The 22,684-nt window shown below is 71.6% G+C and carries 27 protein-coding genes and 1 pseudogene; 15 read left to right on the top strand and 13 right to left on the bottom strand.

Annotation, left to right across the window (positions count from 1 at the left end):
* Positions 1–88: 88 nt before the first annotated feature.
* On the top strand, positions 89–925 hold the full coding sequence (locus K1T34_RS01845) for an amidohydrolase family protein (RefSeq protein WP_220242568.1): 837 nt from the start codon (positions 89–91) through the stop codon (positions 923–925).
* Positions 926–965: 40 nt separating this feature from the next.
* Here the strand turns inward: K1T34_RS01845 and K1T34_RS01840 are convergent, their stop codons facing one another.
* Positions 966–1,271 carry a hypothetical protein gene (locus tag K1T34_RS01840; RefSeq protein WP_255638243.1) on the bottom strand — a complete coding sequence of 102 codons (306 nt, stop codon included), beginning with the start codon at positions 1,269–1,271 and terminating at the stop codon, positions 966–968.
* Between the two features lie 42 nt (positions 1,272–1,313).
* On the bottom strand, positions 1,314–1,748 hold the full coding sequence (locus K1T34_RS01835; protein WP_220242567.1) for a hypothetical protein: 435 nt from the start codon (positions 1,746–1,748) through the stop codon (positions 1,314–1,316).
* A 310-nt stretch (positions 1,749–2,058) separates the two neighbouring features.
* Here K1T34_RS01835 and K1T34_RS53015 point away from each other — a divergent pair, with 310 nt between their 5' ends.
* Positions 2,059–2,181: a hypothetical protein gene (locus tag K1T34_RS53015; protein ID WP_255638242.1), complete on the top strand. Its 123-nt coding sequence runs from the start codon at positions 2,059–2,061 to the stop codon at positions 2,179–2,181.
* A gap of 69 nt (positions 2,182–2,250) precedes the next feature.
* On the top strand, positions 2,251–3,138 hold the full coding sequence (locus K1T34_RS01830; RefSeq protein ID WP_370643605.1) for an alpha/beta fold hydrolase: 888 nt from the start codon (positions 2,251–2,253) through the stop codon (positions 3,136–3,138).
* 21 nt (positions 3,139–3,159) lie between these two features.
* Here K1T34_RS01830 and K1T34_RS01825 read toward each other — a convergent pair whose 3' ends face one another.
* Entirely contained in the window at positions 3,160–3,609 is a 450-nt protein-coding gene (locus K1T34_RS01825; protein ID WP_255638241.1) for a DUF6130 family protein, read from the bottom strand.
* A 162-nt stretch (positions 3,610–3,771) separates the two neighbouring features.
* Entirely contained in the window at positions 3,772–4,725 is a 954-nt protein-coding gene (locus K1T34_RS01820; RefSeq protein WP_220242565.1) for a helix-turn-helix domain-containing protein, read from the bottom strand.
* Positions 4,726–4,826: 101 nt separating this feature from the next.
* On the opposite strand from K1T34_RS01820, the gene K1T34_RS01815 reads away from it, so the two are divergent.
* Together K1T34_RS01815 and K1T34_RS01810 are read left to right on the top strand one after the other, a co-directional pair.
* The gene (locus K1T34_RS01815) at positions 4,827–6,047 is read left to right on the top strand and encodes a methyltransferase (RefSeq protein WP_220242564.1); all 1,221 of its coding nucleotides are present in this window, start codon (positions 4,827–4,829) and stop codon (positions 6,045–6,047) included.
* Between the two features lie 144 nt (positions 6,048–6,191).
* Complete coding sequence (locus K1T34_RS01810; protein ID WP_220242563.1) at positions 6,192–7,394, top strand: cytochrome P450; 1,203 nt, start codon at positions 6,192–6,194, stop codon at positions 7,392–7,394.
* Positions 7,395–7,398: 4 nt separating this feature from the next.
* Here K1T34_RS01810 and K1T34_RS01805 read toward each other — a convergent pair whose 3' ends face one another.
* Positions 7,399–8,292, bottom strand: coding sequence for an SMP-30/gluconolactonase/LRE family protein (locus K1T34_RS01805; protein ID WP_220242562.1), 894 nt, complete (start codon positions 8,290–8,292; stop codon positions 7,399–7,401).
* A gap of 29 nt (positions 8,293–8,321) precedes the next feature.
* Positions 8,322–9,311, bottom strand: a complete 990-nt coding sequence (locus K1T34_RS01800; protein WP_220242561.1) for an LLM class flavin-dependent oxidoreductase — start codon at positions 9,309–9,311, stop codon at positions 8,322–8,324.
* A 162-nt stretch (positions 9,312–9,473) separates the two neighbouring features.
* Here K1T34_RS01800 and K1T34_RS01795 point away from each other — a divergent pair, with 162 nt between their 5' ends.
* The gene (locus tag K1T34_RS01795; protein ID WP_220242560.1) at positions 9,474–10,124 is read left to right on the top strand and encodes a TetR/AcrR family transcriptional regulator; all 651 of its coding nucleotides are present in this window, start codon (positions 9,474–9,476) and stop codon (positions 10,122–10,124) included.
* 374 nt (positions 10,125–10,498) lie between these two features.
* A complete protein-coding gene (locus K1T34_RS01790) occupies positions 10,499–11,683 on the top strand; it encodes a glycosyltransferase 87 family protein (RefSeq protein WP_255638240.1) in 1,185 nt (394 codons plus the stop codon).
* A gap of 3 nt (positions 11,684–11,686) precedes the next feature.
* Here the strand turns inward: K1T34_RS01790 and K1T34_RS01785 are convergent, their stop codons facing one another.
* Entirely contained in the window at positions 11,687–12,163 is a 477-nt protein-coding gene (locus K1T34_RS01785) for an SDR family NAD(P)-dependent oxidoreductase (RefSeq protein ID WP_255638876.1), read from the bottom strand.
* On the opposite strand from K1T34_RS01785, the gene K1T34_RS01780 reads away from it, so the two are divergent.
* Genes K1T34_RS01780 through K1T34_RS01770 form a run of 3 tightly spaced genes read left to right on the top strand, consistent with a single transcriptional unit; the run spans position 12,132 to position 13,330 of the window.
* Positions 12,132–12,446, top strand: a complete 315-nt coding sequence (locus K1T34_RS01780; RefSeq protein ID WP_220242559.1) for a hypothetical protein — start codon at positions 12,132–12,134, stop codon at positions 12,444–12,446. The two genes, K1T34_RS01785 and K1T34_RS01780, sit on opposite strands and share 32 nt — an antisense overlap.
* Positions 12,443–13,099, top strand: coding sequence for a TetR family transcriptional regulator (locus tag K1T34_RS01775; protein WP_220242558.1), 657 nt, complete (start codon positions 12,443–12,445; stop codon positions 13,097–13,099). Before K1T34_RS01780 ends, K1T34_RS01775 begins: the two co-directional genes overlap by 4 nt.
* Before the next feature lie 9 nt (positions 13,100–13,108).
* Positions 13,109–13,330: a hypothetical protein gene (locus K1T34_RS01770; RefSeq protein WP_220242557.1), complete on the top strand. Its 222-nt coding sequence runs from the start codon at positions 13,109–13,111 to the stop codon at positions 13,328–13,330.
* Here the strand turns inward: K1T34_RS01770 and K1T34_RS01765 are convergent.
* Entirely contained in the window at positions 13,291–14,889 is a 1,599-nt protein-coding gene (locus K1T34_RS01765; RefSeq protein ID WP_220242556.1) for an FAD-dependent monooxygenase, read from the bottom strand. The genes K1T34_RS01770 and K1T34_RS01765 overlap by 40 nt on opposite strands.
* A gap of 211 nt (positions 14,890–15,100) precedes the next feature.
* Here K1T34_RS01765 and K1T34_RS54575 point away from each other — a divergent pair.
* The 3 genes and pseudogenes from K1T34_RS54575 to K1T34_RS01755 all read left to right on the top strand — a co-directional run.
* Positions 15,101–15,250: pseudogene (locus K1T34_RS54575) on the top strand (pyridoxamine 5'-phosphate oxidase family protein); the annotation flags it as partial.
* Between the two features lie 89 nt (positions 15,251–15,339).
* Positions 15,340–15,525, top strand: a complete 186-nt coding sequence (locus K1T34_RS54570; RefSeq protein ID WP_370643867.1) for a hypothetical protein — start codon at positions 15,340–15,342, stop codon at positions 15,523–15,525.
* Positions 15,526–16,288: 763 nt separating this feature from the next.
* Positions 16,289–16,708 carry a hypothetical protein gene (locus K1T34_RS01755; protein ID WP_220242555.1) on the top strand — a complete coding sequence of 140 codons (420 nt, stop codon included), beginning with the start codon at positions 16,289–16,291 and terminating at the stop codon, positions 16,706–16,708.
* Here K1T34_RS01755 and K1T34_RS01750 read toward each other — a convergent pair.
* Both K1T34_RS01750 and K1T34_RS01745 read right to left on the bottom strand, forming a co-directional pair.
* A complete protein-coding gene (locus K1T34_RS01750) occupies positions 16,695–17,108 on the bottom strand; it encodes a hypothetical protein (protein ID WP_220242554.1) in 414 nt (137 codons plus the stop codon). The two genes, K1T34_RS01755 and K1T34_RS01750, sit on opposite strands and share 14 nt — an antisense overlap.
* Positions 17,109–17,118: 10 nt before the next feature.
* On the bottom strand, positions 17,119–17,871 hold the full coding sequence (locus tag K1T34_RS01745; protein ID WP_220242553.1) for an SDR family oxidoreductase: 753 nt from the start codon (positions 17,869–17,871) through the stop codon (positions 17,119–17,121).
* A 207-nt stretch (positions 17,872–18,078) separates the two neighbouring features.
* Between K1T34_RS01745 and K1T34_RS01740 the strand changes: the two genes are divergently transcribed.
* Positions 18,079–18,930, top strand: coding sequence for an NAD(P)-dependent oxidoreductase (locus tag K1T34_RS01740; protein ID WP_220242552.1), 852 nt, complete (start codon positions 18,079–18,081; stop codon positions 18,928–18,930).
* Between the two features lie 379 nt (positions 18,931–19,309).
* Here the strand turns inward: K1T34_RS01740 and K1T34_RS01735 are convergent, their stop codons facing one another.
* Both K1T34_RS01735 and K1T34_RS01730 read right to left on the bottom strand, forming a co-directional pair.
* Positions 19,310–20,695, bottom strand: coding sequence for a PLP-dependent aminotransferase family protein (locus K1T34_RS01735; RefSeq protein WP_220242551.1), 1,386 nt, complete (start codon positions 20,693–20,695; stop codon positions 19,310–19,312).
* On the bottom strand, positions 20,692–21,585 hold the full coding sequence (locus tag K1T34_RS01730) for a sigma factor (RefSeq protein WP_255638239.1): 894 nt from the start codon (positions 21,583–21,585) through the stop codon (positions 20,692–20,694). The genes K1T34_RS01735 and K1T34_RS01730 overlap by 4 nt, the downstream gene beginning before the upstream one ends.
* A 114-nt stretch (positions 21,586–21,699) precedes the next feature.
* Between K1T34_RS01730 and K1T34_RS01725 the strand changes: the two genes are divergently transcribed.
* On the top strand, positions 21,700–22,176 hold the full coding sequence (locus K1T34_RS01725; protein WP_370643866.1) for an Rrf2 family transcriptional regulator: 477 nt from the start codon (positions 21,700–21,702) through the stop codon (positions 22,174–22,176).
* A 50-nt stretch (positions 22,177–22,226) separates the two neighbouring features.
* Here K1T34_RS01725 and K1T34_RS01720 read toward each other — a convergent pair whose 3' ends face one another.
* A complete protein-coding gene (locus K1T34_RS01720) occupies positions 22,227–22,640 on the bottom strand; it encodes a cupin domain-containing protein (RefSeq protein ID WP_220242549.1) in 414 nt (137 codons plus the stop codon).
* Positions 22,641–22,684: the final 44 nt, after the last annotated feature.

Raw genomic sequence — 22,684 nt, 5'->3', positions numbered from 1 at the left:
GGGGCGACGACGTGGTCGCGATCCCGGGCACTTCCCGTGGTAGAACCAGCTGACCGTTCACCGGAACTCGACTGGCAGGATCGCGCGGATGATCGTCGACGCTCACGTGCACCTGGCGCGGCTCCCGACGTTGAAGCTCGGCTGGGACACCTGGCTCAGCCCGGCCTCCGACCGGGCGGAGGTGGAGTCCGTGTACGGGCCCGACGGCGCGATCATCCCGGAGCGGATCGACGCGCTGTTCGCCGCCGGCGGGGTGGATCGCGCGCTGCTGTTCACCGAGCACAGCCCCCGGGTCACGGGCATCCAGCCGGCCGAGGACCTGCTCCCGGTCCTCGAGTACAACCCGACGCGGTTCCGCCTGGTCGCCAACGTCAACCCGCACCTGCACTACCCGGTCGCGACCGAGCTGCGCCGGCAGCTGGACCTGGGCGCGGTCGCCCTGAAGATCCACCCGGTCCACGGGAACTTCGCGCCGAACGACCGGGAGCTCTACCCCGCGTACGCCGAGTGCGAGCAACGCGGGATCCCGGTGATCACGCACACCGGCCCCAGCTCGTTCCCCGGCGCGAGCGGCCGCCGCGGCGACCCGGTGCTGATGGACGACGTGCTGCGAGACTTCCCGGACCTCACCGTCGTGCTCGCGCACGGCGGCCGCGGCTGGAGCTACGAGGTCGCCGGCTTCATGGCGCTGGCCCGGCCGAACGTCTGGCTCGACATCGCCGGACTGCCGCCGCGCAAGCTGCCGCAGTACTACGACCGGTTCGACCTCGACCGCATCGCGGCGAGGTGGATCTTCGGCACGGACTGGCCCGCGTCGCCCGGCATCGGCGTCAACCTCAAGGCCGTGGCCGGCCTCGGGCTCGAGCCGAGCGTGCTCGATGCGGTGCTCGGCGGCAACGCCGAACGCGTCTACCGGCTGGCGTGACCGGCCGGCCCCTCCGGCGGGGGTGGCACGCTGACGATCGTCAGACGTTGAGCTCGGCGGCGTCGCGCCGGCCGGGTGCCGGTGCGGCGTCCTGCGTGCGCAGGCCGTGGATCCAGGTCCGGCAGGTCGCGCACATCGCCGCTTCGCTGCCACGCGCGTGGCCGATCACGTCGTCGCCGGACCAGAGGATGGCCGCCACCACGCCGGAGTCGACGGGGGTCAGGCCGACCAGCCACCGTCCAGACGCCCACTCCGCCGTGAGCCACTGCCCGTGCGTCGGGCTGCGCGTGACCGACCACGCGGGGTCGGCGTCCAGGTCGTCCACGGATCGCCACTGGTCGTCCATGTCGCTCACCCTCCCACCCGACCCGCTGAACCGGGATAACGATCAGGCGCGGACGAGGCTGTCGCGCAGGTACGCGGCCAGCCGGATCCGTAGCCCGCGCAGGTCGGCCAGCGCGATGGTGAAGCTGTAGACGGGGCGGTAGCCGACGACCTCGGACGTCTCACCGCACGGCCCGCTCAGGTACACGAACCCGTCCTCGTCGTCCCGGTGCGGCTCGGCCCACAGCTGCTCCGGGCCGCGAGCGGTGCCGCGGTAGGCCCGCCAGAACAGCGGCGTCTTCATGATCTCGCCCAGCGCCGCGGCGAACCCCGCGACGTCGTGCTCCGGCAGTCCGAGCCCGCGCCCGTCCCAGGTCCGAGGCAGCGCGCGCGCCGCCGTGTGGTCCTCGACCAGCGGTGTGCACGCGAACTCCGCGACGTCCACGCACAGCCGGACCGTCCACCGCCGCATGTCCGCGGTCACCGGAATCTGGAACATCCCTCGCCCACCCTCCTCCCCCAGGAGAATCGTCCATCCTAGACCGACGCCGCCCGCGGAGAAAAGCCTTCCATCAGGCGACAATCGGGATGATCCGTGATCCGGCGCACGTCGGCCCGGAAGACCCGGTCGTCATGATTATTTACCGACCGGTCACGCCTGCAGTACGGTTTGGTTGACATGTCCCCTAAATTCGTGCTTCTCTGGATCTCGGACCCGCGGACGAGGAGAGCGCGGATGGAAGACGTCGACCAGCTGGTCAAGGGGCACCTGTCTGCCTGGATGATCGCCGTCACCCCAGAGCCAACCCGTGCCCGGGCGAACCGAGCCCATCACCGGGTGGGACGTGCTGACGTTCGAGGGTGAGCTCATCACCCGCGTCGTGATGTTCATCCCCGGGTTCGACGACCTCGAAATCCCCGCGCCGGCCTGAGGTCCACCCTGGAATGGGGGTAGGTGTGTTGAAGGCCGCGCGGTGTTCTGTGACGATGGTGGCACCGGCATGATCCACAAAGGACTGTCGGCACCGTCGAGCACCGAGGAGGCCGGCATGCTCGGCACCGGCAAGAGCGTGGCCCTGCCCGGCGGGCGGGTCGCGTACTCCGAGCGTGGGTCGGGTCCGGCGGTGGTGTTCGTACACGGGCTGCTCGTCAACGCGAACCTGTGGCGCAAGGTCGTGCCGGCCGTCGCCGACGCGGGGTTTCGATGTCTCGCGCCGGATTGGCCGCTCGGTGCGCACCGCGTGCCCCTGGCGCCGGATGCGGACCTGACACCGCCCGGCGTCGCCCGCTTGATCGGGGAGTTCCTCGACGCGCTCGACCTCACTGACGTGACCGTGGTCGCCAACGACACCGGCGGGGCACTGACCCAGATCCTCATGACGGAAAACCCGGGTCGGATCGGCCGGGTCGTGCTCACGCCGTGTGACGCGTTCGAGGAGTTCTTCCCCGCACCGTTCGACGCGCTGCCGCGGCTGATGCGCCTGTCCGGTGCGGCCTGGATCGGCAGCCGGCTGTTGCGGCTGCCGATCGTGCAGCGGCAGTCGTCGGCGTTCGGCGCGTTGGCCAAGCGCGGGATCCCCGCCGAGGTGCTGGACTCCTACCTGCGTCCGGTCTACGACAGCGGCGAGATCCGCCGGGACCTGCGCCGGTTCCTCCTCGGCGTGCACCCCCGGTACACGCTGGCCGCCGCCGAGGCACTGCCCGGTTTCGGCAAGCCCGTGCTGCTGGTCCGCGCGGCCGACGACCGGATCTTCCCCGCTTCGCTCTTCGACCGTCTCGCGGCTGTCCTGCCCGACGCCCGGCTGGTCACGGTCGCCGATTCGGGCGCCTTCGTGCCGGAGGACCAGCCGGACGAGCTGGCGCGGCTGATCGTGGAGTTCGCCGCCTGAGCCCGGCGTGCGGGCCGTCGGCTAGTGGCCGCCGGCGTGGGGTGGGACGGTGAAGGCGACCGTCTTGCTGTCGAGGATCTTGTGCGTCGGGTCCGCCAGCCCGATCCACACCTTGTGCGGCCCCGGCGGCAGGCTCTGGAGGATCAGCGGCTCGCCGCTCGCGTCGGCCCAGTGCCACGGCGCGTCGTCCACGGTCACGTGGATGTGGCCGATCCGCGGCGACACGTCGAGCGCGGCGGGTCCGTACACGGGCACGATCCGCAGATTCTCCGCGCGGTAGCGGATCACCACCAGCCCCATGGCGAGCTGGTCGGGCAGGGGACTGTCCACGACCAGCGCCGGCGGCGGCTGGGAGGCGAGCGGCACCACGGGTGCCGGCGACCAGCTGGTCGCGGCCGCGGCGGGCGCCGGCTGGGGTGGTGGGCTCGGGGCAGCGGCGGTCGGGGTGGTGGGCTTTGAACACGCACTCACAAGGCCCACCGCGAGAGCGGCGAGCATGATCGTGATCGCACGCGTTGTGTTCGGAAACGGACGTCGGTTGTGGGGATCATTCACAAGATCAAGTTAGATTCCGGCACCCGCTCACCGCGCCCGTCGGATGACGCTGTGGTTGTACGTCATCGCTGAGCTTTGTTATTCGGCGAGCACGCTGTCGCGGCGGTATTCGCGCGGAGAACGGCCATAAGTACTGCGGAACAAGCGGGAGAAGTGTGCGGCATCCGAGAACCCCCACCGCCGCCCGATGGCGGCGATCGGCACGTGCCGTTGCTGGGGCGCGGTGAGATCGTGTCGGCAGCGTTCCAGCCGCCGTGTGCGGATCCGCGCGGCGACCGACGTGCCTTGGGACTCGAACACCTTCTGAAGGTGGCGAGTGGACACGAAATGCGCGTCCGCGATCAGCTGGGTGGACAGGTCCGGATCGTGCAGGTGTTCGTCGATGAACTTCGTGGCCCCGGCGAGCAGCGCGCGCTGGGACGCGGACGACTCGCCGTCGACGGAACGCTGCATCAGCTGGGCGAAGGCCGCGGTCGTCAGGTCCACGACGGCGTCGCCGAGGTGGTTCGCGGTGAACGTCGTCGCCGGGCCGACGTCCCGCCCCAGCCCCGCCAGCAGGGGCGCGACGAGCGAGAACATGCCCGTGCTGCCGGGAAACCGGACCGCGGTGGCCTCGGCCAGGTCGGCCCGGGGGAGCTGCACCAGCTCACGCGAGAAGATCGCCACCGTCATCCGGAAGTCCTCGGCGAGCGAGATCCGGTACGGTCGCGACGTGTCGTAGATCGCCAGGTCACCCGGCTTCAGGAAGGCCTGGCGGCCGTCCTGTTCGAGCACGCACGTCCCGCCGACCTGCAGCCCGAACTTGTACACGGCGACGTCGTCGGACCGGATCTGCCGGCGCGTGCGCTCGACGAACCCCTCTGAAGCGGACACGGTCGTGAGCAGCACCGAGCCGAGCGTCGTCGACTCGACGGTGCCGGCGAAGGCCGCGGCGTCGTCGGCGCAGCCGGCTTTCAGCGGCACGAGCCGGCAGACCTGGTCGTGCCAGTCCTCGAACTCGAGCGCCGAAGGCGTTGCCGTCGGAGCCCCCATGCGACCTCCTCGGGGGAAACGTGCTGATCACGGCAGCGTAGGGCGCCGAACCGCCCTCCGCCCGCGTCGGCGCCGCACTCTGCGCGCTCCGCCAGACGGGGGTGGCCGACCGGACATCGCGTTCGCAGCCGATCAAGTTCTGTTCGCGATCGGACAAGTCCGGACTGCGTGTCGATGGTTGCCTTCGAGCCGGCAGCAGGCCGGACGATCCGGGGAAGCGTTCTTCGTCCGCCTGCTGGAGCCGGCGAGGCGACGCCGGCCGCCCCCAGCCCGAACGAATCCGATCCGAGAAGGGGCAGCATGCCCGCGAACACCCCGTCACCCACGGCCGAGGACTTCACGACCATGCTCGGCATGGTCACCGGAGGCTTCTTACCCAGATCACCGCGACGTTCGCCGAGCTGAACATCGCCCGGCACCTGGCGGGAGCACCGCGGACGGCCGGCTATGTCGCCGAGCAGGAGAACGCCGACGCGGCCGCCACCTACCGGCTCCTGCGGGCCGGCGTCACGCTCGGCCTGGTCACCCACGCCGCCGGCGAGTTCGTCGCGACGCCGCTGCTGGCGACCCTGCTGCCCCGCGCGCCGAACTCGCTGGGCCACCTCGCCCGCGCGTGGGCCGCGCCCGGGCACTGGCAGCCGTGGGGCGCGTTCACCGAGGTCGTGCGCACCGGATCGTCGCGGGTCGAGTCGGCCCTGGGGTGCAGCATCTTCGAGTACTTCACCAAGAACTCCGAGGAAGGCGCCCTGTTCTCGAAGGCGGTGACCGACCTGTCGACCCCGGTGATCGCCGAGGCCGTGCCGGTGCTCGACGTCAGCGCCACGAAGACCGTGGCCGACCTCGGCGGTGCGAACGGCGCGTTCGTGCTCTCCCTGATGGTGGAGCACCCGCACCTGCTCGGGTCCGTGGTGGAATTGCCACACGCGGTGCCGGACGCACGTTCGGAAGCGGACGTGCGTGGGCTGGCGGACTGGTTTTCCGCGCTGGAGGGCGACTTCTTCGAGGCAGTGCCGGCGGCCGACCTCTACCTGCTCAAGTTCATCCTCCACGACTGGAGCGACGAGGAGAACGTGCGGCTCCTGCGCAACTGCCGCGAGTCGCTCACGCCCGGCGGGCGCCTCGCGATCGTCGAGATCGTGCTGGGCGAGGCCGCCGACCCGGGCATCGGCGCGTTGATGGATCTGAACATGCTGACCATGCTGCCCGGCCGGGAACGGTCGCTGGCCGAGTTCGACGCGCTCCTGAGCGAGGCGGGGTTGCGCCGCACCAAGCTCACGCACCTGCAGGCGCCCTACGCGGTGATCGAAGCACAGGCGGTGTGAGAACTTCACCGGCCGGACGCGATTCCGGCGTCCGGCCTTTGTGCGCGGGCGCGCAAAGGCGGTGCGCAATCGGACAACTCCTGGTCGCCGAGCCGCGAAAAATGTGCGTCAGTGATCCGGCCCTGTTCCGAAGGAAGTCTTCCGATGACCGCAGTTCCGCAGACGTGTCCCTTCGACCTCACCGGGCGGTCCGTCCACGCGGACGCCGACCGGCTTCGGGAGGAAGGGCCGGCCGTGCGAGTGGACCTGTCCGGCGGGATCACCGCGTGGTCGGTCACCCGGTACGACCTCGTGAAGAGCCTGGCCGCCGACGACCGGGTGTCCCGCGACGCGCGGCAGCACTGGCCCGGACTCGCCGAGGTGGCTGCGGACTGGCCGCTGGCCCCGTTCCTGATCGCGCCGACCGTGCTCAACGCGTACGGCGCCGACCACCGGCGGCTGCGCACGATCATGGCGGCCGCGTTCGGGCCGCAGCGGTCGCGGCCGCTGGAGGCGCGCCTGCGTGAGCGCGTCGAGCACCTCCTCGCCGGGCTCGCGGCGGCCGGGGAGGTCGTCGATGTCCGGGCTCAATACGCGTACGTCGTCGCATGCGAGACGTTGAGTGATCTGTTCGGCGTCGCCCCCGCCGCGTGGGCCGAGATGGCCGCCGTCATCGGCCGGCTGCTGACACCGTCGGAAGACCGGGAGGAAGCGGCGGCCGGCGTGGCCGAAGTGATGCGGTTCCTGGGCGCACTGCTCGCGAGCAAACGCGACACTCCCGGCGACGACCTGGCCACCACCCTGGTCGAAGCGGCCGACCTCACCGAAGTGGAACGCGTCCTCGCCCTCGCCGTGACCATCGCCGGCGGTATCCCGTCGACGACCGGCCTGATCACCAACGCGGTCTTCGACCTCGCCACTCACCCGGACCAGCGAGCGTCGGTCCTCAACGGACAGACGCCGTGGCCGGAAGCCCTCGACGAGACGTTGCGCGCCGACGCTCCCGTGCAGCACATGCCGTTGCGCTACGCCGTCGAGGACATCGATCTCGGCGAAGGCGTCCTCATCCGACGCGGCGAGGCCATCCTCCTGGGCTTCGGCGCGGCCGGGCGCGACCCTCGCCGCCACGGCGAAACGCCCGAGGCCTTCGACGTCCACCGCCCGGACAAAGACCACCTCGCCTTCGGCCACGGCGCGCACCGCTGCATCGCCGGGGCGCTCGGCCTCACCGAGGCGGCGGTCGCCGTGTCCGCGCTCTTCGACCGCTTCCCCGGCCTCGAGCTCGCCGAGCCGGGGGAGACGCTGGAACCGTTGCCCACCACCGTGTTCTCCGGCAAGGCGCGGCTGCCGGTGCGGCTGGAACCCTGACGGGTCAGGGAAGCCCGGCGTGGGGCACGTCCACCCGGGCCGCGGCGAGGCGGCCTTCGCGGGCGTTCTTGCGGGCGTTCTCGTCGAAGTCGGGGGCGGTGCACAGGTAGAGGGTGCGGCCGTCGGCGCTGCCGAGCATGCAGGCGAACACCCCGGTGCCCGTGGGGATCTCGTCGGTGATCTCGCCGCCCTCGCGCACGCGGATCACCCGGGCCCCCACGGCGTCGGCGATCCAGAGCGCGCCCTCGGCGTCGAGGCAGCAGCCGTCGGGGCCGACGACCAGCTGCGCGATCGCGGCCGGGAGATCCGCGCCGGTCGGCAGGTCACCGAACTGCGCCCAGATCCGCCGGTTGGCCAAGGACCCGTCGTCGGCGACGTCGAACGCCGTGACGCGGTTGCCGAAGGTCTCGTTGACCAGGAGCACGCCGTCGTCGGTGAGCACGCTTCCGTTGGGGAACCACAGGTCCCGCGCGACGGTGGTGACGGTGCCGTCCGGGTCGGCGCGCAGCAGCGACGCGGATTCGAGCGGCGCGCCGCCCATGAGGTCGAAGCCGAACTCGCCGACGAAGGCGCGGCCGCGGGCGTCGACGACCATGTCGTTGGGGTGGCCCTTGACGTGGCCGGAGAGGTCCGCGTGGGGCACGAGCGTGCCGTCCGGCTCGCGGCGCAGCAGCAGGCGGTCGCGCATCGACACGACCAGGAGCCGGCCGTCGGGCAGCCAGCCGAGGCCCGACGGCTGGTGCGGAACCTCGGCTTCTGTGCGCAGGTCGGTGCCGTCTTCGGCGGCCGAACACACGCGGTAGGTGTAGAAATCGGCGAACCAGATGCGGTTTTCGTGCCAGCGTGGGCACTCCAGGTAGGACAGTCCTTCTAGGACGGTAGTCGTTTCGCGGCTCATGATTCCCCCGTGGACGATGTGGATTCGGGTCAGCCGGCGGCGGCGTCGAGGAAACGCTCGAGCTCGCCCTGGATATCGGGCCCGCATGGCTGGAAAACGATCTCGGTGACGCCGCGCGAGGCGTAGTCGTCGACCTTGCGGCGGACCTCGTCGCGGGTCCCGCTCAGCGTCACCTCGCGCAGCGTGGAGTTGCCGCCGGCCTGCCAGGCGGCGCCGTCGGCTTCGTTGAGGTCGACGCAGTGTCCTGAGTGGATGGTGAGGTGCCGGTGTTCCTCCGGTGTTTTTTCCACCACCTCGAGCCATTCCGCCCCGCCGGGCAATGTGCGCACCGCGTCGGGGCCGCCGAACTCGTAGGCGCCGTGGAAGGACAGCGCCCAGCCCGGGCCGGCGGCCGAGCGTGCGTGGGCGGAGTCGGTGGGTTCACCCTCGTCGAGCACCGTGCCCCATTCGAGGAACGCGACCCAGGGGTGGTCCTTCATGAACTCGGGCGTCTGCAGCGTGGCGAACAGGCCGTCGCCGAGCTCGGTCGCGACCTTGTTGCCCTTGGGGCCGAGCGCGCCGACGAGGATCGGCACGTCGACGGGCCGCGCCGGAGCGTGGCCGTCGGGGTGCAGCATTCGCATCCGCGCGCCTTCCCACTCCACGGTTTCGCCGCGCAGCAGCCCGCGGTACGCGCGGAGGTAGGACTCCATGAACGCCCAGCGCACGGCGCCGTACCCCATCGCGCGACGACCGGAGAAGCCGGTGCCGAACGCGACCGCCACGCGGCCGGGGGCGAGCGCGGCGAGGGTGGCCGTGGCCGCGGCGTTGACCATGGGGTGGCGCAGGCTGGGCACGAGCACGCCCGGGCCGAGGCCGATGCGCTCGGTGCGGTCGGCGGCGAGGGCGAGGGTCATCCACACGTCGGGGCTTTGCTGGGGTGTGTCGTACACCCACGCCCGGTGGTAGCCGAGTCGCTCGGCCAGTGCGATTTGGTCCGGAGAGTCCAGGGCGGTGGGGAACGCGCAGGACACGTCCACGGTGTCCTCCTCCCGATCGACGGCGGATCGCGGCAGAACATCTACCTGGCACACATCTACCTGGGATAATGACTAAGCGCATAGTCATAGTCGCTGGTGGTGTGCGACGATACACACAGCCGTGGGGCGGAGCAAGGGCCCCTTCCGGCGGAAAGGACCCCGATGAGCGCCCAGCGATCCGCGCTCCCCGACCTGGCGGACGACTCGCCCGACCTGTGGGACGCCGGCTTCGGCAAAGCCGCGCGCGGCCTGCTCACCGGTGGCGTGCGTTGCTTCGCCGCCCAGGGTTTCCACGCCACCACGACCAGGGACATCACCGCCGCGGCCGGCCTCTCGCCCGCCGCGCTGTACGTGCACTTCAGCTCCAAGGAGGAAGTGCTCTTCGAGATCACCCGCGCCGGGCACAAAAGTTCACTCGACGTGCTGAACCGCGTCCCGCCCGACGCCGACCCCGCCGCGCACCTGCGCGCCCTCGTCGCCGCCTTCGTCTCGTGGCACGCCCGCCACCACGTCGCCGCGCGCGTCAGCCAGTACGAACTGGGCGCCTTGACGCCCGCGCACTACGACGTGATCGTCGGCCTGCGCCGCCGGTCCACCTCGGTCTTCCACGACGCCCTCACCCACGGCACCACCACCGGCGCCTTCCCCGACGTCGACGCCCACCGGGTCGTGCGCGCGATCCTCTCGCTGGGCGTCGACCTGGTCCGGTGGTACCGGCTGGACGGAGCGGATTCGCCTGAGGAGCTGGGGGAGTACTACGCGGATCTGGCGCTGGGGATGGTGTCGGCGGCCGCTGCGCGCCGGAGCCGCTGACCCGGAGTGGTCCGGACCTGGAGCCCGCGAGCAGCGCCGGGCTCGTGCGGCCACGTGGTGATTACCGGCGCCGAGTGACGCTGATGCCGGCGGGCGTGTGCATTGCCGACGCGGCCGGGGTGTGTCGGGCGCAGCCGTGGGCTCGTGAGGTGGTCCGGACCGAAGAGCCGATTTGCCCGGGCGGCCCGTGATTCCGGCGCCGATCGGGCCGCGGCCCGGTGGCCGCCACCGCCTGGGCGAGAGCGCGGCGGGCCCGCCCTGGCCGCTTCAGAGCGTGACGAACAGCCCCCGACTCGGTGAAACGATCACGCGCCGTGGATGATCACGGGGTGATCACGTTCCGAGGCCCTGGGGGGCACGCGACACCGGCCGGAGTGCTGAAACACCTGTTTGACGAGGCGGCCGCTCGCCGGGGGGTCGTGGTGGCGTTGGTGGCGGGGGCGGTCGTCTTCGTGGCGGGCGTGCTCGCGGTCGTGTGCACGCTGTGGCCGGTGGACCTGGAGGTCTACCGGCTTGGCGCACAGGCGCTGGCGCACGGCCGCGACCTCTACGGCCCGCTGCCGCCGACGCGGTCGGGCATGACGTTGCCGTTCATCTACCCGCCGTTCGCCGCCGTCCTGTTCCTCGTGCCGGCCGCGGTGCCCACGCCGGTGGCCGCCGTCCTGATGCTGGCGATTTCGCTGACCGCACTGGGCGCGACGGTCTACGTCGTCGTGCGGCCGCGCGCCGAAACGCACACCGCGGTGCTGGCCGCGGTCGTGGTCGGGGCGGCGTCGCTGGCGTTCGAGCCGGTGCGCGAGACGCTGTGGTTCGGACAGGTCAACCTCGTGCTCATGGCGCTGGTCGTGATCGACTGCCTGGGGCCGAAAACCCGCCTGCCGCGGGGGGTGCTGGTGGGCCTGGCCGCGGCCGTGAAGATCACGCCCGCCGGATTTCTGCTGTTCTTCTTGCTGAGGAAGGACTTCCGCGCGCTCACCACTGCCCTCGTCACGTTCGTCGCCGCCGGCGCGGTCGGTTTCGTGGCGGCGCCCCAGGCTTCCGCGGCCTATTGGCTCGGCGGCGGGCTGACCGGTGCGTCGGGCATGAGCGGTTCGATCTTCGCCACCAACCAGACCATCCAGGGCGCCGTCCATCGCTTCGGTCTCCCCGCGACGCCCACGCTCGTCCTGGTCGCTGCGGGGACCCTGGCCGCTTTGCTCCTCGCTGCGGCGGCCATGCGCCGGGCCGACGAACCGGTCGCCTTCCTGCTCAACGCCGCGGCGGTCCTCGTGTGCTCACCCATCTCGTGGTCGCACCACTGGGTCTGGATCGTCCCCGCGACGATCGTGCTGGCCGCCCGCGCCACGACCGGCCGCGCGGTGGCCGGCCTGGCGGCCGTGATCGCGATCTTCATCATCGCGCCGCATTCGCTGTTGCCCAACAACGACTTCCGCGAGCTGTCCTGGGGGCCGCTGGACCACGTGATCGGCAATAGCTACCTGTTGCTGGCACTGGGTTTCCTCGTGTGGCAGTTCGTCACGCGTCACCGCCGGGCGCTCACCCCGCCGCTGCTGCAATAGGTACTACCCGGCGAGGCCGATGTACACCTCCGAAGCCTCGTAGACCTTCTTGCCGTCGAGGTCCGCGGACAGCTTCGGCGCGACGAAGTCCCGGGCCCACTGCGCGGTCTGGAACCGCAGCGGCGGGTTGTCCCGGCCGAGCAGGTCGAGGATCTGCGGGCCGACCTCCTCGACCGCCTGCACGCCGCCGGTGTTGCCGATGACCCGGGACAGGAAGTCCCACGGCTCGGGGTACGGGCTGTTCTCCACCGCGTCGTGGGGCCGCAGCTTCTCGAAGCGCCGCGGGGCCATCACGTCGGTGGCCACCGGCCCGGGTTCCACGATGGTGGTCCGCACGCCGTAGCGCGCGACGACCGGAGCGAGCGACTCGACAGCTCCTTCGAGCGCGAACTTCGAAGCCGCGTACGCGTCGTTGTACGGCGCGCCGACCAGCCCGTTTGCGCTGGTCGTGACGATCAGCCGGCCCTTGCTCGCGCGCAGGTGCGGCAGCGCGGCCTTGATGACGGCGACCGAAGAAGTTCGTCTCGAGGACGAAGCGGAAGCCGTCCATCGTGATCTGCTCCGCCGTACCGAGGGCGAAGATGCCGCCGGCTTGCGAGACCACGGCGTCGAGGTGGCCGTGAGTCCGGGCCACGTCGTCGATCAGGGCGTAGACGGCGGGGTGGTCGGTGATCTCGAGGAACCGGATGTCGAGCTCGACCCCGCTAGCCTCGCCGCGCTTGTCCTGTCAACGCACACGTCGTGCGTTATGCTGGGCGGGTGACTTCCTTCCAGCGCGCGCGTTCGCCCGAGAGCAAGCGTCAGCGTGCTGAAGCCCTGGTGGACGCGGCGCGCACGCTCGCGCGGGAGCGGGGCGTCGCGTCGGTCACGCTCACGGCGATCGCCGAACAGGTGGGCGTGCACCATTCCGCGATGCGTCGCTACTTCCCCTCGCACAAGCACGTGCTGTTGCGGCTCGCGGCGGACGGCTGGGCGAGCTGGGCGAACGCGGTCGATGAAGAGCTTCGCGGCCGCACGGTCTCGCCGGTGGAGCTGGCGGAGGTGCTCGTCGCGTGCCTGGCCGCCGATCCGTTGCTGTGCGACTTGTTCGCCAACGTCCCGCTGCACCTGGAACACGACGTCGACGTCGACCACGTCGTGGAGTTCAAGCGCGGCAGCCGCCAGGCGATCGACGTCCTGACCGCGGCCATCGGAGCTGCGACGCCTTCCCTTGCCGCCGCGGCGATCGACGTCGTCACCGCGGCCAACGCCCTCGCCGCCACGCTGTGGCAGGTCACCCATCCCGGGGCCGAGCTCGCCGCGGCGTACCGGGCCGACGCGTCGCTGTCGATCATCGGCCCCGGTGACTTCACCCCGACGCTGACCCGGCTGCTGGCCGCGACGTGCGCCGGGCTCGCCGCCGCGCCCCTACGCTGACGGTGCCTGGTGGGCTTCGCGGCGAAGTGCGGCATCTCGCCGCCGCTGCTCACGCGGGACGCGGCGGAGCTCGCCCGGCTGTTCGGCTCCCGCAGTGGCTTCGACGTCGACAAGTTCTCCTTGCGCGCCTGGCATTCCGGGCCGCGCGGTCTCCCGTTGCCCGCGACGAGTGGCGGCCCGCAGCTCGGGTTTCAGGATGTGCGGGACCTACCACCGGGCAACGCGGCCTGAGCGCCGTGCATCAGGAGTTGTGCGTATCCGGACAGCTTTTCGGGAGTTCCCTCACGGGTGATGAGGCCGAGGTAACCGTCGGGGCGGATGAGGGCGAGGCCGTGTTCGCCGGTGCCGTAGAGGTCGGTGAACGAGCCGTCCGGGTCCTGGAGGCCGCCGGGGCCGACGGGTACGACCGTGCCGAGCCCGGCCAGGGCCGCGCGGAATTCGTCGAGGACCGCCGTGTCCCGGACGCTCGTGAGGAGCAGGTGGCCGGGCCGGTGGAGCAGCTCGTCGAGTGAGGTCGGCGTGCCGATTGCCGAGCGCAGGCCGGGCAGGTCGGGCGCGTGGTCGCCCGGGTGCGGGTGCCGCCGTGAGGTCGCGCGGCCGGTGACGATGGGGCTGGCGCGGTAGTGGATGTCGACCTCGGCGATGCCGGAGATCAGCTCCTCGCGCACGGGCGGGAGGTGTCCGACCAGGAACAGCGCGAGGTTGCGCAGCCCGCGTTCGGCGCCGTTGACCGTCATGACGTCGGTCATGCGCGTGGTCTGCTTGACCACGGACGCGCCGACCCGGTGGCGTTCGGCGTGGTAGGAATCGAGCAGCCCAGGATCGGCGCGGCCGGTGGTGACCAGGGCGAGCTTCCACGCGAGGTTGACCGCGTCGTGGATGCCGGTGTTCATGCCCTGACCGCCGGCGGGGCTGTGGATGTGCGCGGCGTCGCCGGCCAGCAGCACGCGGCCGTGCCGGTAGCGGGGCACCTGGCCGTGGTGGATCTCGAAGTACGTGAGCCAGTGGGCGTCCGTCACGCGCCAGGCGCCGCCCGCGCGCTGGTCGACGAGCTGTTGCGTCTCGGCGATCGTCGGGACCGCGCCGGCCGCCGGGCGTCCGACTTCGAACAACAGCCGTGTGCGCCCCTCGGGCATCGGGAACACGCCGCCGATGCCGTCGGGGTGCGCGAACATTCGCACGGTGTCGGGTGAGCGTTCGGACTCGGCGGCGACGTCGGCGAACAAAAAATGTTGACCTTCGAACACACCCTCGATCCGCGTGCCGACGGCCGTGCGGGTGGTGCTGTGCCCGCCGTCGGCGCCCACCACCCAGCCGTAGCGGGACCGGTCGCGCCCGGCCGCGGAGGTGAAGGTGGCCGTGACGCCCGTCGAGTCCTGTTCGAGGCTCTCCAGCGTCACGCCGCGTTCGACCCGCACGCCCAGGCCGGCAGCGTGTTCGGCGAGCAGCGCCTCGGTCCGCGGCTGGGCCAGGTCGAGGATGCGGCCGTAGCGGGTGGCGAGGTGCTCGGTGTCCAGCCGCACGGTGGGCTGCTTCGGGTCTTGGCCGGCGTACATCTCCAGCGCGGTCATCGCGGACGCCTCGCGCTCCATTCGCGCGAGCACGCCCATGGCGGCCAGGTGCTCCTGCGTGCGCGGATGCACGACGACCGCGCGGGACTGCGTGGTGGGCTCGGCCAGCTGCTCGACCACCCGCACGCGCGCGCCCTGGCGCACCAGCTCGGCGGCGGCGGTCAAGCCCACCGGTCCGGCCCCCACGACCAGCACGGTGTCCTGCCCGGACGCGGTCACGGCGCGGGCGTCAGATCGCGGTCATCTGTTTTGGCGAGTGTCATTTTCCCCGTTCCTCTCGGTCTCGCGAAAGGGTTACCCCAGTTCAATCGAGGAGGATTTCATGAGCGTTACAGGGTTGACTCGATCGGACTGAATTTATTCGTCCACAGTGGACTTAGCGGCCGAGTGCGACGGTTCTTGTCGGATCCCCGGCGTAGCCTGCGCTGTCATGGTGTTGACAGCGGAAATACGCGAACAGTTCCTGGCCGAGCCGCACGTCGGCGCGTTGTCGGTGGTCGAACGCCTCGACCGCGCCCCGCTCGTCGTGCCCATCTGGTACCAGTACACCCCTGGCGGTGACCTGTGGATCCGCACGCCCCCGGGCGCGCGCAAAGCCCGTGCGATCAAGGCGGCGGGGCGTTTCACCCTGATGGTGCAACGGACTCTCCTACCGTTCGGTACGTCTCGGTGGAGGGACCGGTCACCGGTACCGGCCCCAGCGCCGACGAGAAAACGCGGGAAATGGTGTCGCGGTACCTGCCGCCGGAGAAAGTCGCGCCCTTCCTGGACTTCGAGCGCACCCACCTCGGAGAGCACATCGTGATTTCGATGCGTCCGGAACACTGGCTGTCCTCGGATCTGGGGCCGGCCTGATTTCGCGCCGACCGTCGGTAGCGCGGGCGTTTTCCACTATGGTGAACGCGCTCGCGCGAACGACAGGCGGCGGCGGATGACGACGTCGGACAACGACGGACCTACGGATCCCTGCGCTCCCGACGAGGACTCGCCGCGGTTCGGTGATCCGGACGCGCCGACGCCACCGTCGGGGATTCCACGTGGCGACGCCCGGTCCATTTCGCTCGGCGGCGTTGGCTTCGATGTCGAACCCCTCAGGCGGGGGAAGCTGACGGTCCACCGTGGCCGGGTGGTCAACAGGGTGTCCAGCCACCAGGTCCAGCTTTCCTTGACGAGGCCCCACCTTTTGGCGGCCGGCGGCGTGGCGGCGGTTGGTGCGCCGGCTGCGGGGCGCGGGGCGCGGGGCGCGGGGCGCGGGGCGCGGGGCGCGCATGACCGGGATTGTTCAGGGTGCCCTCTGGTGGCGCCCGGGCGTTGCTGGTCGGGTGGATCCTGCCGAGCCTGATCAACGTCGTGGTGTTCGGGTTCGCCGTGGCGCCGGGGCAGAGGCGGATGGGGACGTTGAGCGTGGACGCGGGGTGGGCGGCCGTTGTGGGGCTGCCGGCCACGGCCGTGCTCGGGCTGGTGCCGGCGGCACTGCAGACGCCGCTCTACCGCGTCCTCGAGGGCTACTTCGCGTGGCCGGGCCGGCTTTTCCGCGCGCGGTGCCGTCGCGCGGCTCGGCAACGCGATCCGGCGGTTCGAGGAGTACGGCCACCACCGCTACCGGCTCGATTCGCAGGTGCTGTGGCACGAGCTCAACGCCGTGGTCTCCGAGCCCGTCCGCGAGCAGGTGGAGGACGGGCGCACGAACGTCGACTTCTTCGTCAGCCTGCTCTGCGGCCACGTGCTCGTCGCGGTGGCCGCTGCCGTCGACCTCATCGCCGGGCGGGCGGACCTGCCGTGGGTGACGGCGGGGGCGCTGGCGGGCCTGCTGGTGCCGGCGGTCGTCTGGTACCGGGTGGCTGTGGTCGCCACGGACGAGTGGGCCGGCGCCGTCCGCGCGATGGTCGACCTCGGCCGCGCGCCGCTCGCCGCCGCGATGGGGTTGACGCTGCCCGTGCGGCTGGCGGACGAACGCGAGATGTGGCGGGCGACCGGCGACTTCGTCGGCAAGGGGCCGACCGACGCGCTCGACCCGTACCGGGCTAGGCCGCAGTAGCCTCGCGCCGGTCGCGCAGCACGGCCAGGAGGATCGCGGCCAGGCCGAGGAGTGCCACGAGGGCATTGGCGGTGGTGAGCACGACGGCCTGCCACCTCACCGGCGGGTGCGTGTCGAACAGGTGGAAGAAGAAGTGCGGCACGGCGAAGAGCGAGAACGCCGCCGCGGCGGGCACGACGTAGTGCGTCTTCGGTTTGACCAGCGCGATGCCGAGCATCAGCGCGATGGCCAGCGTCGCGCCGCCGAAGTCGCGGGCGAAGTGTTCGCTGAACGGTGGGTTCAGGTCCACCGTGGGAAACGTGGTGTAGAAGCTTTCGGGAAACAGCTGGTTCCAGCCGCCGACGACCACTTCGTCGAGGAACGGGATCACCAGGGCGGCCCGGATGGCGAGGGTGTTCATCGGAGTCCTTTCAGGACAGTCGGTTCGCGACGCGGCGCAGGTACTCGGCGAACGTGCGCTCGCCCCGGGCGTAGTCTTCGCGCGGGAGCAGCGCGCCGCCGGTCATGGCCTTGCCGACCGCGCCCGGCAGGCGCACCGGCAGCACGATCTTGCGGGATCCGCGGGCCTTGACCAGCCGGCGGGCCATGTCGGCCATCTGGAGCTGCTCGGGTCCGGCGAGCGGCCGCACGTAGCCGCCCGGCTCCTGCCCGACCTGCGCGGCCAGCGCGCTCGCGACCTCGTCCGCCGAAACCGGCTGGGACAGTTCCTGGGGCACCACCACGAACGGCCCGCGGGCACCGTCCACAAGGGGCTCCGGGAACTCGTGGAACTGCGTGGCCCGCAGGATCGTCCACGGTACCGGGCCGTTGCGCACGAGCTCCTCCTGCTTGCGCTTGCCGAAGTAGTAGCCGAGGTCGACGTCGTCCACGCCGACGATCGAGAGCGTGATCACGTGCCGCGCCCCGGCCGTCGCGGCGGCGTCCAGGAGGTTGCTCGTGGCGGCAGCGAAGAACCCGACCGCGGGCTTCCTGCGCACGGACATGACGTTGGTGACGTCGACGACCTCTTCGCAGCCGTCGAGCTGTCCGCCGAGCCCGGCGCCGGTCGTCAGGTCGACGCCACGCGAACGCGCCAGCACCACCGGCTTGTGCCCGGCGGCGGTCAGCTTCCGCACCACCAGCGCGCCGATCAGCCCGGTCCCGCCGGCGACAGCCACTCGCATCGGTCTTGCCTCATTTCGTCTCGGGTGTGGATCACTGCCCAGACCGCGCAGGTCCGGCGAACGTGACAGGCCGGTGTGTGATCCACACCTCCGGATTCCGTGAACCGGTCCAACGGGGCGGGGGCGAAGTGGACTACCGGTCCGGCGTGGGCGCGGGTTGACTGGATCTCGCCGAGTTGTCCACACGAGATCGTTTGAGAGGGAAAGATGCGGATCTTCCTCGCCGGTGCGTCCGGCGTTGTCGGGCGCCGGGTGGTGCCGGCGCTGCTCGGGGAGGGCCACGAGGTGGTGGGCCTGGCGCGCGGCGCCGGGTCGGCCGACCGGATCACCGCGCTCGGCGCGACGGCCGTGCTCGGCGACGCGTACAACGCGCCCGCGCTGGCCGAGATCGTCCGCGCCGCCGCGCCGGACGTCGTGATGCACCAGCTGACGGACCTCGGCTCGGGCGACCGCACCGCGAACGCCCAGGTGCGCACGGTCGGCACGCGCAACCTCGTCGACGCGGCGAAGGCCGCCGGGGTGCGGCGGATCGTCGCGCAGAGCATCTCGTGGGCCTACGAGCCCGGCGCCGCGCCCGCGACGGAAGACACGCCGCTCGACCTGACCGGCGCCCCCGACCGGCTCGGCTCGGTGTCGGGCGTCGCCAGCCTGGAGACCGCGGTGTCGGAATTGCCCGAATGGGTGGTCCTGCGCTACGGCACCCTCTACGGCCCGGACACCTGGTACACCGCCGGCGGCCTCATGGCCCAGCTCGCCGCGGCCGGCACCCTCGCCGCCACCGCCGACGTCACCAGCTTCCTCCACATCGACGACGCCGCCTCGGCCGCACTCGCCGCCCTCACCTGGCCCACCGGCCCGGTCAACGTCTGCGACGACGAGCCCGCGGCGGGCTACGAGTGGGTGCCGACGTTCTGCGCTTCCGTCGGGGCGCCGCCTCCTGCTCGGACTGACGGTGAGCGCACGCCGTGGGCTCGGGGAGCGGACAACACGCACGCTCGGAAGGACCTGGGTTGGCTGCCGAGCCGGCCTTCGTGGCGGGAAGGGTTCGAGCTGGGCTGACCGCGGCCTCAGCGCACTGCGCGGCTCGGTTGGCTCGGCTCTGGCGTGGAGCAAGGCGCACTGGCGTGGCCTGGAGTTCCTGGCCGTGAGCTGGCGTGCCCGGAGGGCTGCACCCTGGGCCGGTGTCGTGGGGATAGCGCAGGGCGTGGCCTGTTTCGCTCGGCTCCGGTTGGGAGCAGGGCCCGACGGCGCGGCCTGACGGCCCGGTGGCAAGGGCGGTGCGGGACCCGCGGCCGGAAGGCTTCAAGCTGTGCCGACGGCCGCGGCGGCGCACCGGTGTGGTCCGGTGCCCGCTGGCACCGGCCGCGGGCGAGGCCCGGCGTGAGGTGACAGGCCGAATGCCCAAGCCGACCGAATGCCCAAGCCGGCAACAGCCGGGTCACCAAGCGGCGATCTCCGCGCCCTCCAGCAGTTGCGCCAGCGTGTCCAGCGCAGGGTGCCACGAGTGTTGCGGTGGGGTGGCGTAGCCGAGGACCAGGCCGGCGCGGTCGTCGCTGCCGTGCCAGTAGCCCGAGGTGTGCAGGCCCAGCAGGCGGACGCCCGCGTGGAGGCCGGTGTCGACGAGGCGCTTTTCCTCGTGGCGCGACGCCAGGGGGAGCAGGGCGTGGAGGCCGGCGGGGACGCCGTCGAGGGGGACGTCGGTGAGGGTGGCGAGGCGGGTGGCCAGCTCGGCGCGCCGCTTCTGGTAGGTCTGGCGGGCGCGGCGGACGTGGCGGTCGTAGTCGCCGCGCTGGAGCAGGTCGGCGAGGGCGAGCTGGTCGGGGGCACCGACGGAGGCGCCGGTGACGGCGAGCGCGTCGAGCACGGGGATGCGCAGCCGCGGCGGCAGCACGAGCCAGCCGAGGCGCAGGCCGGGTGCCAGGGACTTGCTGGTGCTGCCCGCGAAGACCACGCGCGACGGGTCCAGCGCCTGCAGCGCGCCCACGGGCTGTTTGTCGTAGCGGAACTCGCCGTCGTAGTCGTCCTCGATGACGAAGCCGTCGCGGGCGCGTGCCCAGTCGAGGAAGGCCGTGCGCAGATCGGGGCTCAGCACGACGCCGCGCGGGTGCTGGTGCGCGGGCGTGAGCAGGACCGCGCGGACGTCCGGGTCCAGAATAGCGGGATCCGCGCCCTCCGGACCCACAGGCAGCGGTGCGGTCGCGAGACCCGCGCCGTGGATGAGGCGCCGGTGGTGGACGAGGCCGGGGTCCTCCGTGCCGATCACGGACATCCCCGACTCCCGCAGCGCCCGCGCCAGCAAGGCGAGGCCGTGGGTGAAGCCGCTCGTGATCACGACCGCCTCGGCCTCGGCGCGAACGCCCCGCGTCCGCGACACATAGGTGGCCACCGCTTCGCGCAGAAGACGCGAGCCGGCCGGGTCGCCGTAGTCCAAACTGGACGGTCCCGCCGCCGCCAGCGTGCGTTTCACACTGGCCGACCACAACGTGTGCGGGAACAGGCTCAGATCCGGCCGTCCGGGCCGCAGGTCGAGCAGGCGCGGCTCGACCTCCGACATCGCTTTCGCCACGGGGAGCCGGGTTTCGGCGACGCGGGTGCCCGATCCGGTCGTGCTCACCAGCCAGCCCTCTGCCACGAGCTGCGCGTAGGCCTCCACGACGGTGCCGCGCGCGATCCCCAGATCGTCGGCCAGGCTGCGGGTGCCGGGCAGGCGCGTGCCGGCCGGCAGCCGCCCGGACGTCACGGCCTCGCGCAGCGCGGCCTCGATCGAGCGCGCCCGCGGTTCGCCGCCGGCCTCGAGGTGCAGGTCGATCCCGAGCGAGCTCACCCCGCGACCGCCGCGGCCAGCCGGGCGAGCTTCGCCGGGTTCACGACGAAGCAGACCTGGTCGATGCCCAGCGGCGATGCGTCCACCCAGCACGCCGCCAGCGGTTCGCCGGCGCGGGAGACGAGGACCACGTGCTGCCCGTTGGCCGCCACGACGGAAGTGTCGACCTGCTGCCCGTGGATCCCGACCGTTCGCACCAGGTACTGCGCCACGCGATCGCGGCCGGAGATCGGTTTGCGCGCTGCCGTGACGACGCCGCCACCGTCCGAGTAGGCCACGGCGTGCTCGGCCAGCAGGCTCTGCAGGCCTTCGAGATCACCCCGCTGCGCGGCTGCCAGAAACGCTTGCAGCAACCGGTCGCGCTCGGCCGGGCTCACGCGCGCGCCGCGTTCGCGGGTCACGTGGCCCCGAGCCCGGTGGCCCAACTGGCGCGCGTGCTGCTCGTTGATGTCGAGGAACCCGGCGATGTCGCGATACGGGTAGTCGAAGGCCTCCTTGAGCACGTACACCGCGCGCTCCTGCGGCGTCAGCCGTTCGAGCAGCACCAGCACGGCGAGCTCGAGTGCCTCGCCGCGCTCCACTGTGACGTCGGTGCCGTCGGCGGTCGGGATCGGCTCGGGCAGCCACGGGCCGACGTAGAGCTCGCGGCGCGCGCGGGCGGAGGTCGCGGCGGTCAGCGCCAGGCGGCTCGCGGCGGTGACGAGGAAGGCCTCGGCGTTGCGCACCGCATCGCGATCCGTGCCCTGCCAGCGGATCCACGTGTCCTGCACCACGTCTTCCGCGTCGGCCGCCGTGCCCAGCAGCCGGTAGGCGATGCCGAACAGGCGCGGGCGCATGGCTTCGAACGCCGCCACCGCGTCCGTCAGTCCGCCACCGGCCACTTCGGTCACTTCGCCGCTCCTCGTGCGCTACAGGGGATTCCGATGGTGGCAGGTGCGCTCCCGTGCCCGCAACCGGAACCTTGACTTCCAGGGTCCAGATTGTCTAGGGTGACGGCCGTGCGGATGAACCAGGGTGTCGAGTGGTCCGTCCACGTCCTGCTGTCGCTCGCGTGGCTCGACGACGACGAACCGGTGTCCACCGCGTCCCTCGCGGCCAGCTACGAGCTTCCCGTGGCGTACCTGAACAAGCAGCTGCAGGCGCTCGTACGCGCGGGGCTGCTGCGTTCGCTCCCGGGCGCGCGCGGCGGGTTCGTGCTCGCGCGCCGGCCCGAGGACATCACGCTGATGGACGTGGTCGCCGCCATCGAGGGCCGGGACCACGCGTTCCAGTGCACCGAGATCCGGCAGCACGGAATGGGTCAGGAGGCGCCGCAGAGCGCGTTCCGCCGCAAGTGCGCGGTCGACTCGGCCATGCAGCACGCCGAGCTCCAGTGGCGCAAAGCCCTGGCGGCCAAGACGATCGCCGACATCCGGGCCGAAGCCGACAGTCACGCTCCTTCAGCCGCGCGGCTGGCTCGCAAGGCCTACGGCCGCAGCTGACGAGAACGGCCTGCCGCCTCCGTGTCGGAGACAGCAGGCCGGACAGACTTTCAGGCCGAGCGACGGGCCTTCGGATGACGCAGGTGGTCGCGCTCGCGGATCTCGTCCTCGTCGAGGAACGTGAGCATCGGCACGTCGGGCGCGCAGACCATGCAGACCACGAACTTGCTCGCGATGTCCTCGCGCAGGTTGCCGGCCTGGTAGTGCACGACCTCGCCGCCGGGCTCCCAGAACGCCTCCCCGGCCTTGATCGGATAGGGCTCCTCGCCTTCGAGCTCGAAGAGGATCTCGCCTTCGAGCACGTAGCCGAACACGGGACCGGAATGCCGGTGCGGGCCGCTGCCCGGGTCGCCCGGCGGGATCGAAACGGTGCCGACCATGAAGTGCGAGCCCTCGGGGACGAATGGCGGCGTGCGGGTGAGCAGATTGTCGTAGGTGCTGCCTGAGCCGGGTGAAAGAATCATACGGCCAGGCTAGTGTTGCGTGTCGTTGATTGATTTACGTCTGT

Source organism: Amycolatopsis sp. DSM 110486, from assembly GCF_019468465.1.
In the GTDB taxonomy this organism is placed as follows: domain Bacteria; phylum Actinomycetota; class Actinomycetes; order Mycobacteriales; family Pseudonocardiaceae; genus Amycolatopsis.
Note: the sequence above shows the minus strand (reverse complement) of the source record. Positions and strands in the feature narration are given on the sequence as shown.

Coding starts and splice junctions, on each gene's coding strand:
- K1T34_RS01740 (WP_220242552.1), top strand. CDS start 18,079: ATGCGGATCTTCCTCGCCGGTGCGTCCGGCGTTGTCGGGCGCCGGGTG.
- K1T34_RS01845 (WP_220242568.1), top strand. CDS start 89: ATGATCGTCGACGCTCACGTGCACCTGGCGCGGCTCCCGACGTTGAAG.
- K1T34_RS01725 (WP_370643866.1), top strand. CDS start 21,700: ATGAACCAGGGTGTCGAGTGGTCCGTCCACGTCCTGCTGTCGCTCGCG.
- K1T34_RS01830 (WP_370643605.1), top strand. CDS start 2,251: ATGATCCACAAAGGACTGTCGGCACCGTCGAGCACCGAGGAGGCCGGC.
- K1T34_RS01840 (WP_255638243.1), bottom strand. CDS start 1,271: ATGGACGACCAGTGGCGATCCGTGGACGACCTGGACGCCGACCCCGCG.
- K1T34_RS01805 (WP_220242562.1), bottom strand. CDS start 8,292: ATGAGCCGCGAAACGACTACCGTCCTAGAAGGACTGTCCTACCTGGAG.
- K1T34_RS01750 (WP_220242554.1), bottom strand. CDS start 17,108: ATGAACACCCTCGCCATCCGGGCCGCCCTGGTGATCCCGTTCCTCGAC.
- K1T34_RS01795 (WP_220242560.1), top strand. CDS start 9,474: ATGAGCGCCCAGCGATCCGCGCTCCCCGACCTGGCGGACGACTCGCCC.
- K1T34_RS01810 (WP_220242563.1), top strand. CDS start 6,192: ATGACCGCAGTTCCGCAGACGTGTCCCTTCGACCTCACCGGGCGGTCC.
- K1T34_RS01820 (WP_220242565.1), bottom strand. CDS start 4,725: ATGGGGGCTCCGACGGCAACGCCTTCGGCGCTCGAGTTCGAGGACTGG.
- K1T34_RS01835 (WP_220242567.1), bottom strand. CDS start 1,748: ATGTTCCAGATTCCGGTGACCGCGGACATGCGGCGGTGGACGGTCCGG.
- K1T34_RS01720 (WP_220242549.1), bottom strand. CDS start 22,640: ATGATTCTTTCACCCGGCTCAGGCAGCACCTACGACAATCTGCTCACC.
- K1T34_RS01745 (WP_220242553.1), bottom strand. CDS start 17,871: ATGCGAGTGGCTGTCGCCGGCGGGACCGGGCTGATCGGCGCGCTGGTG.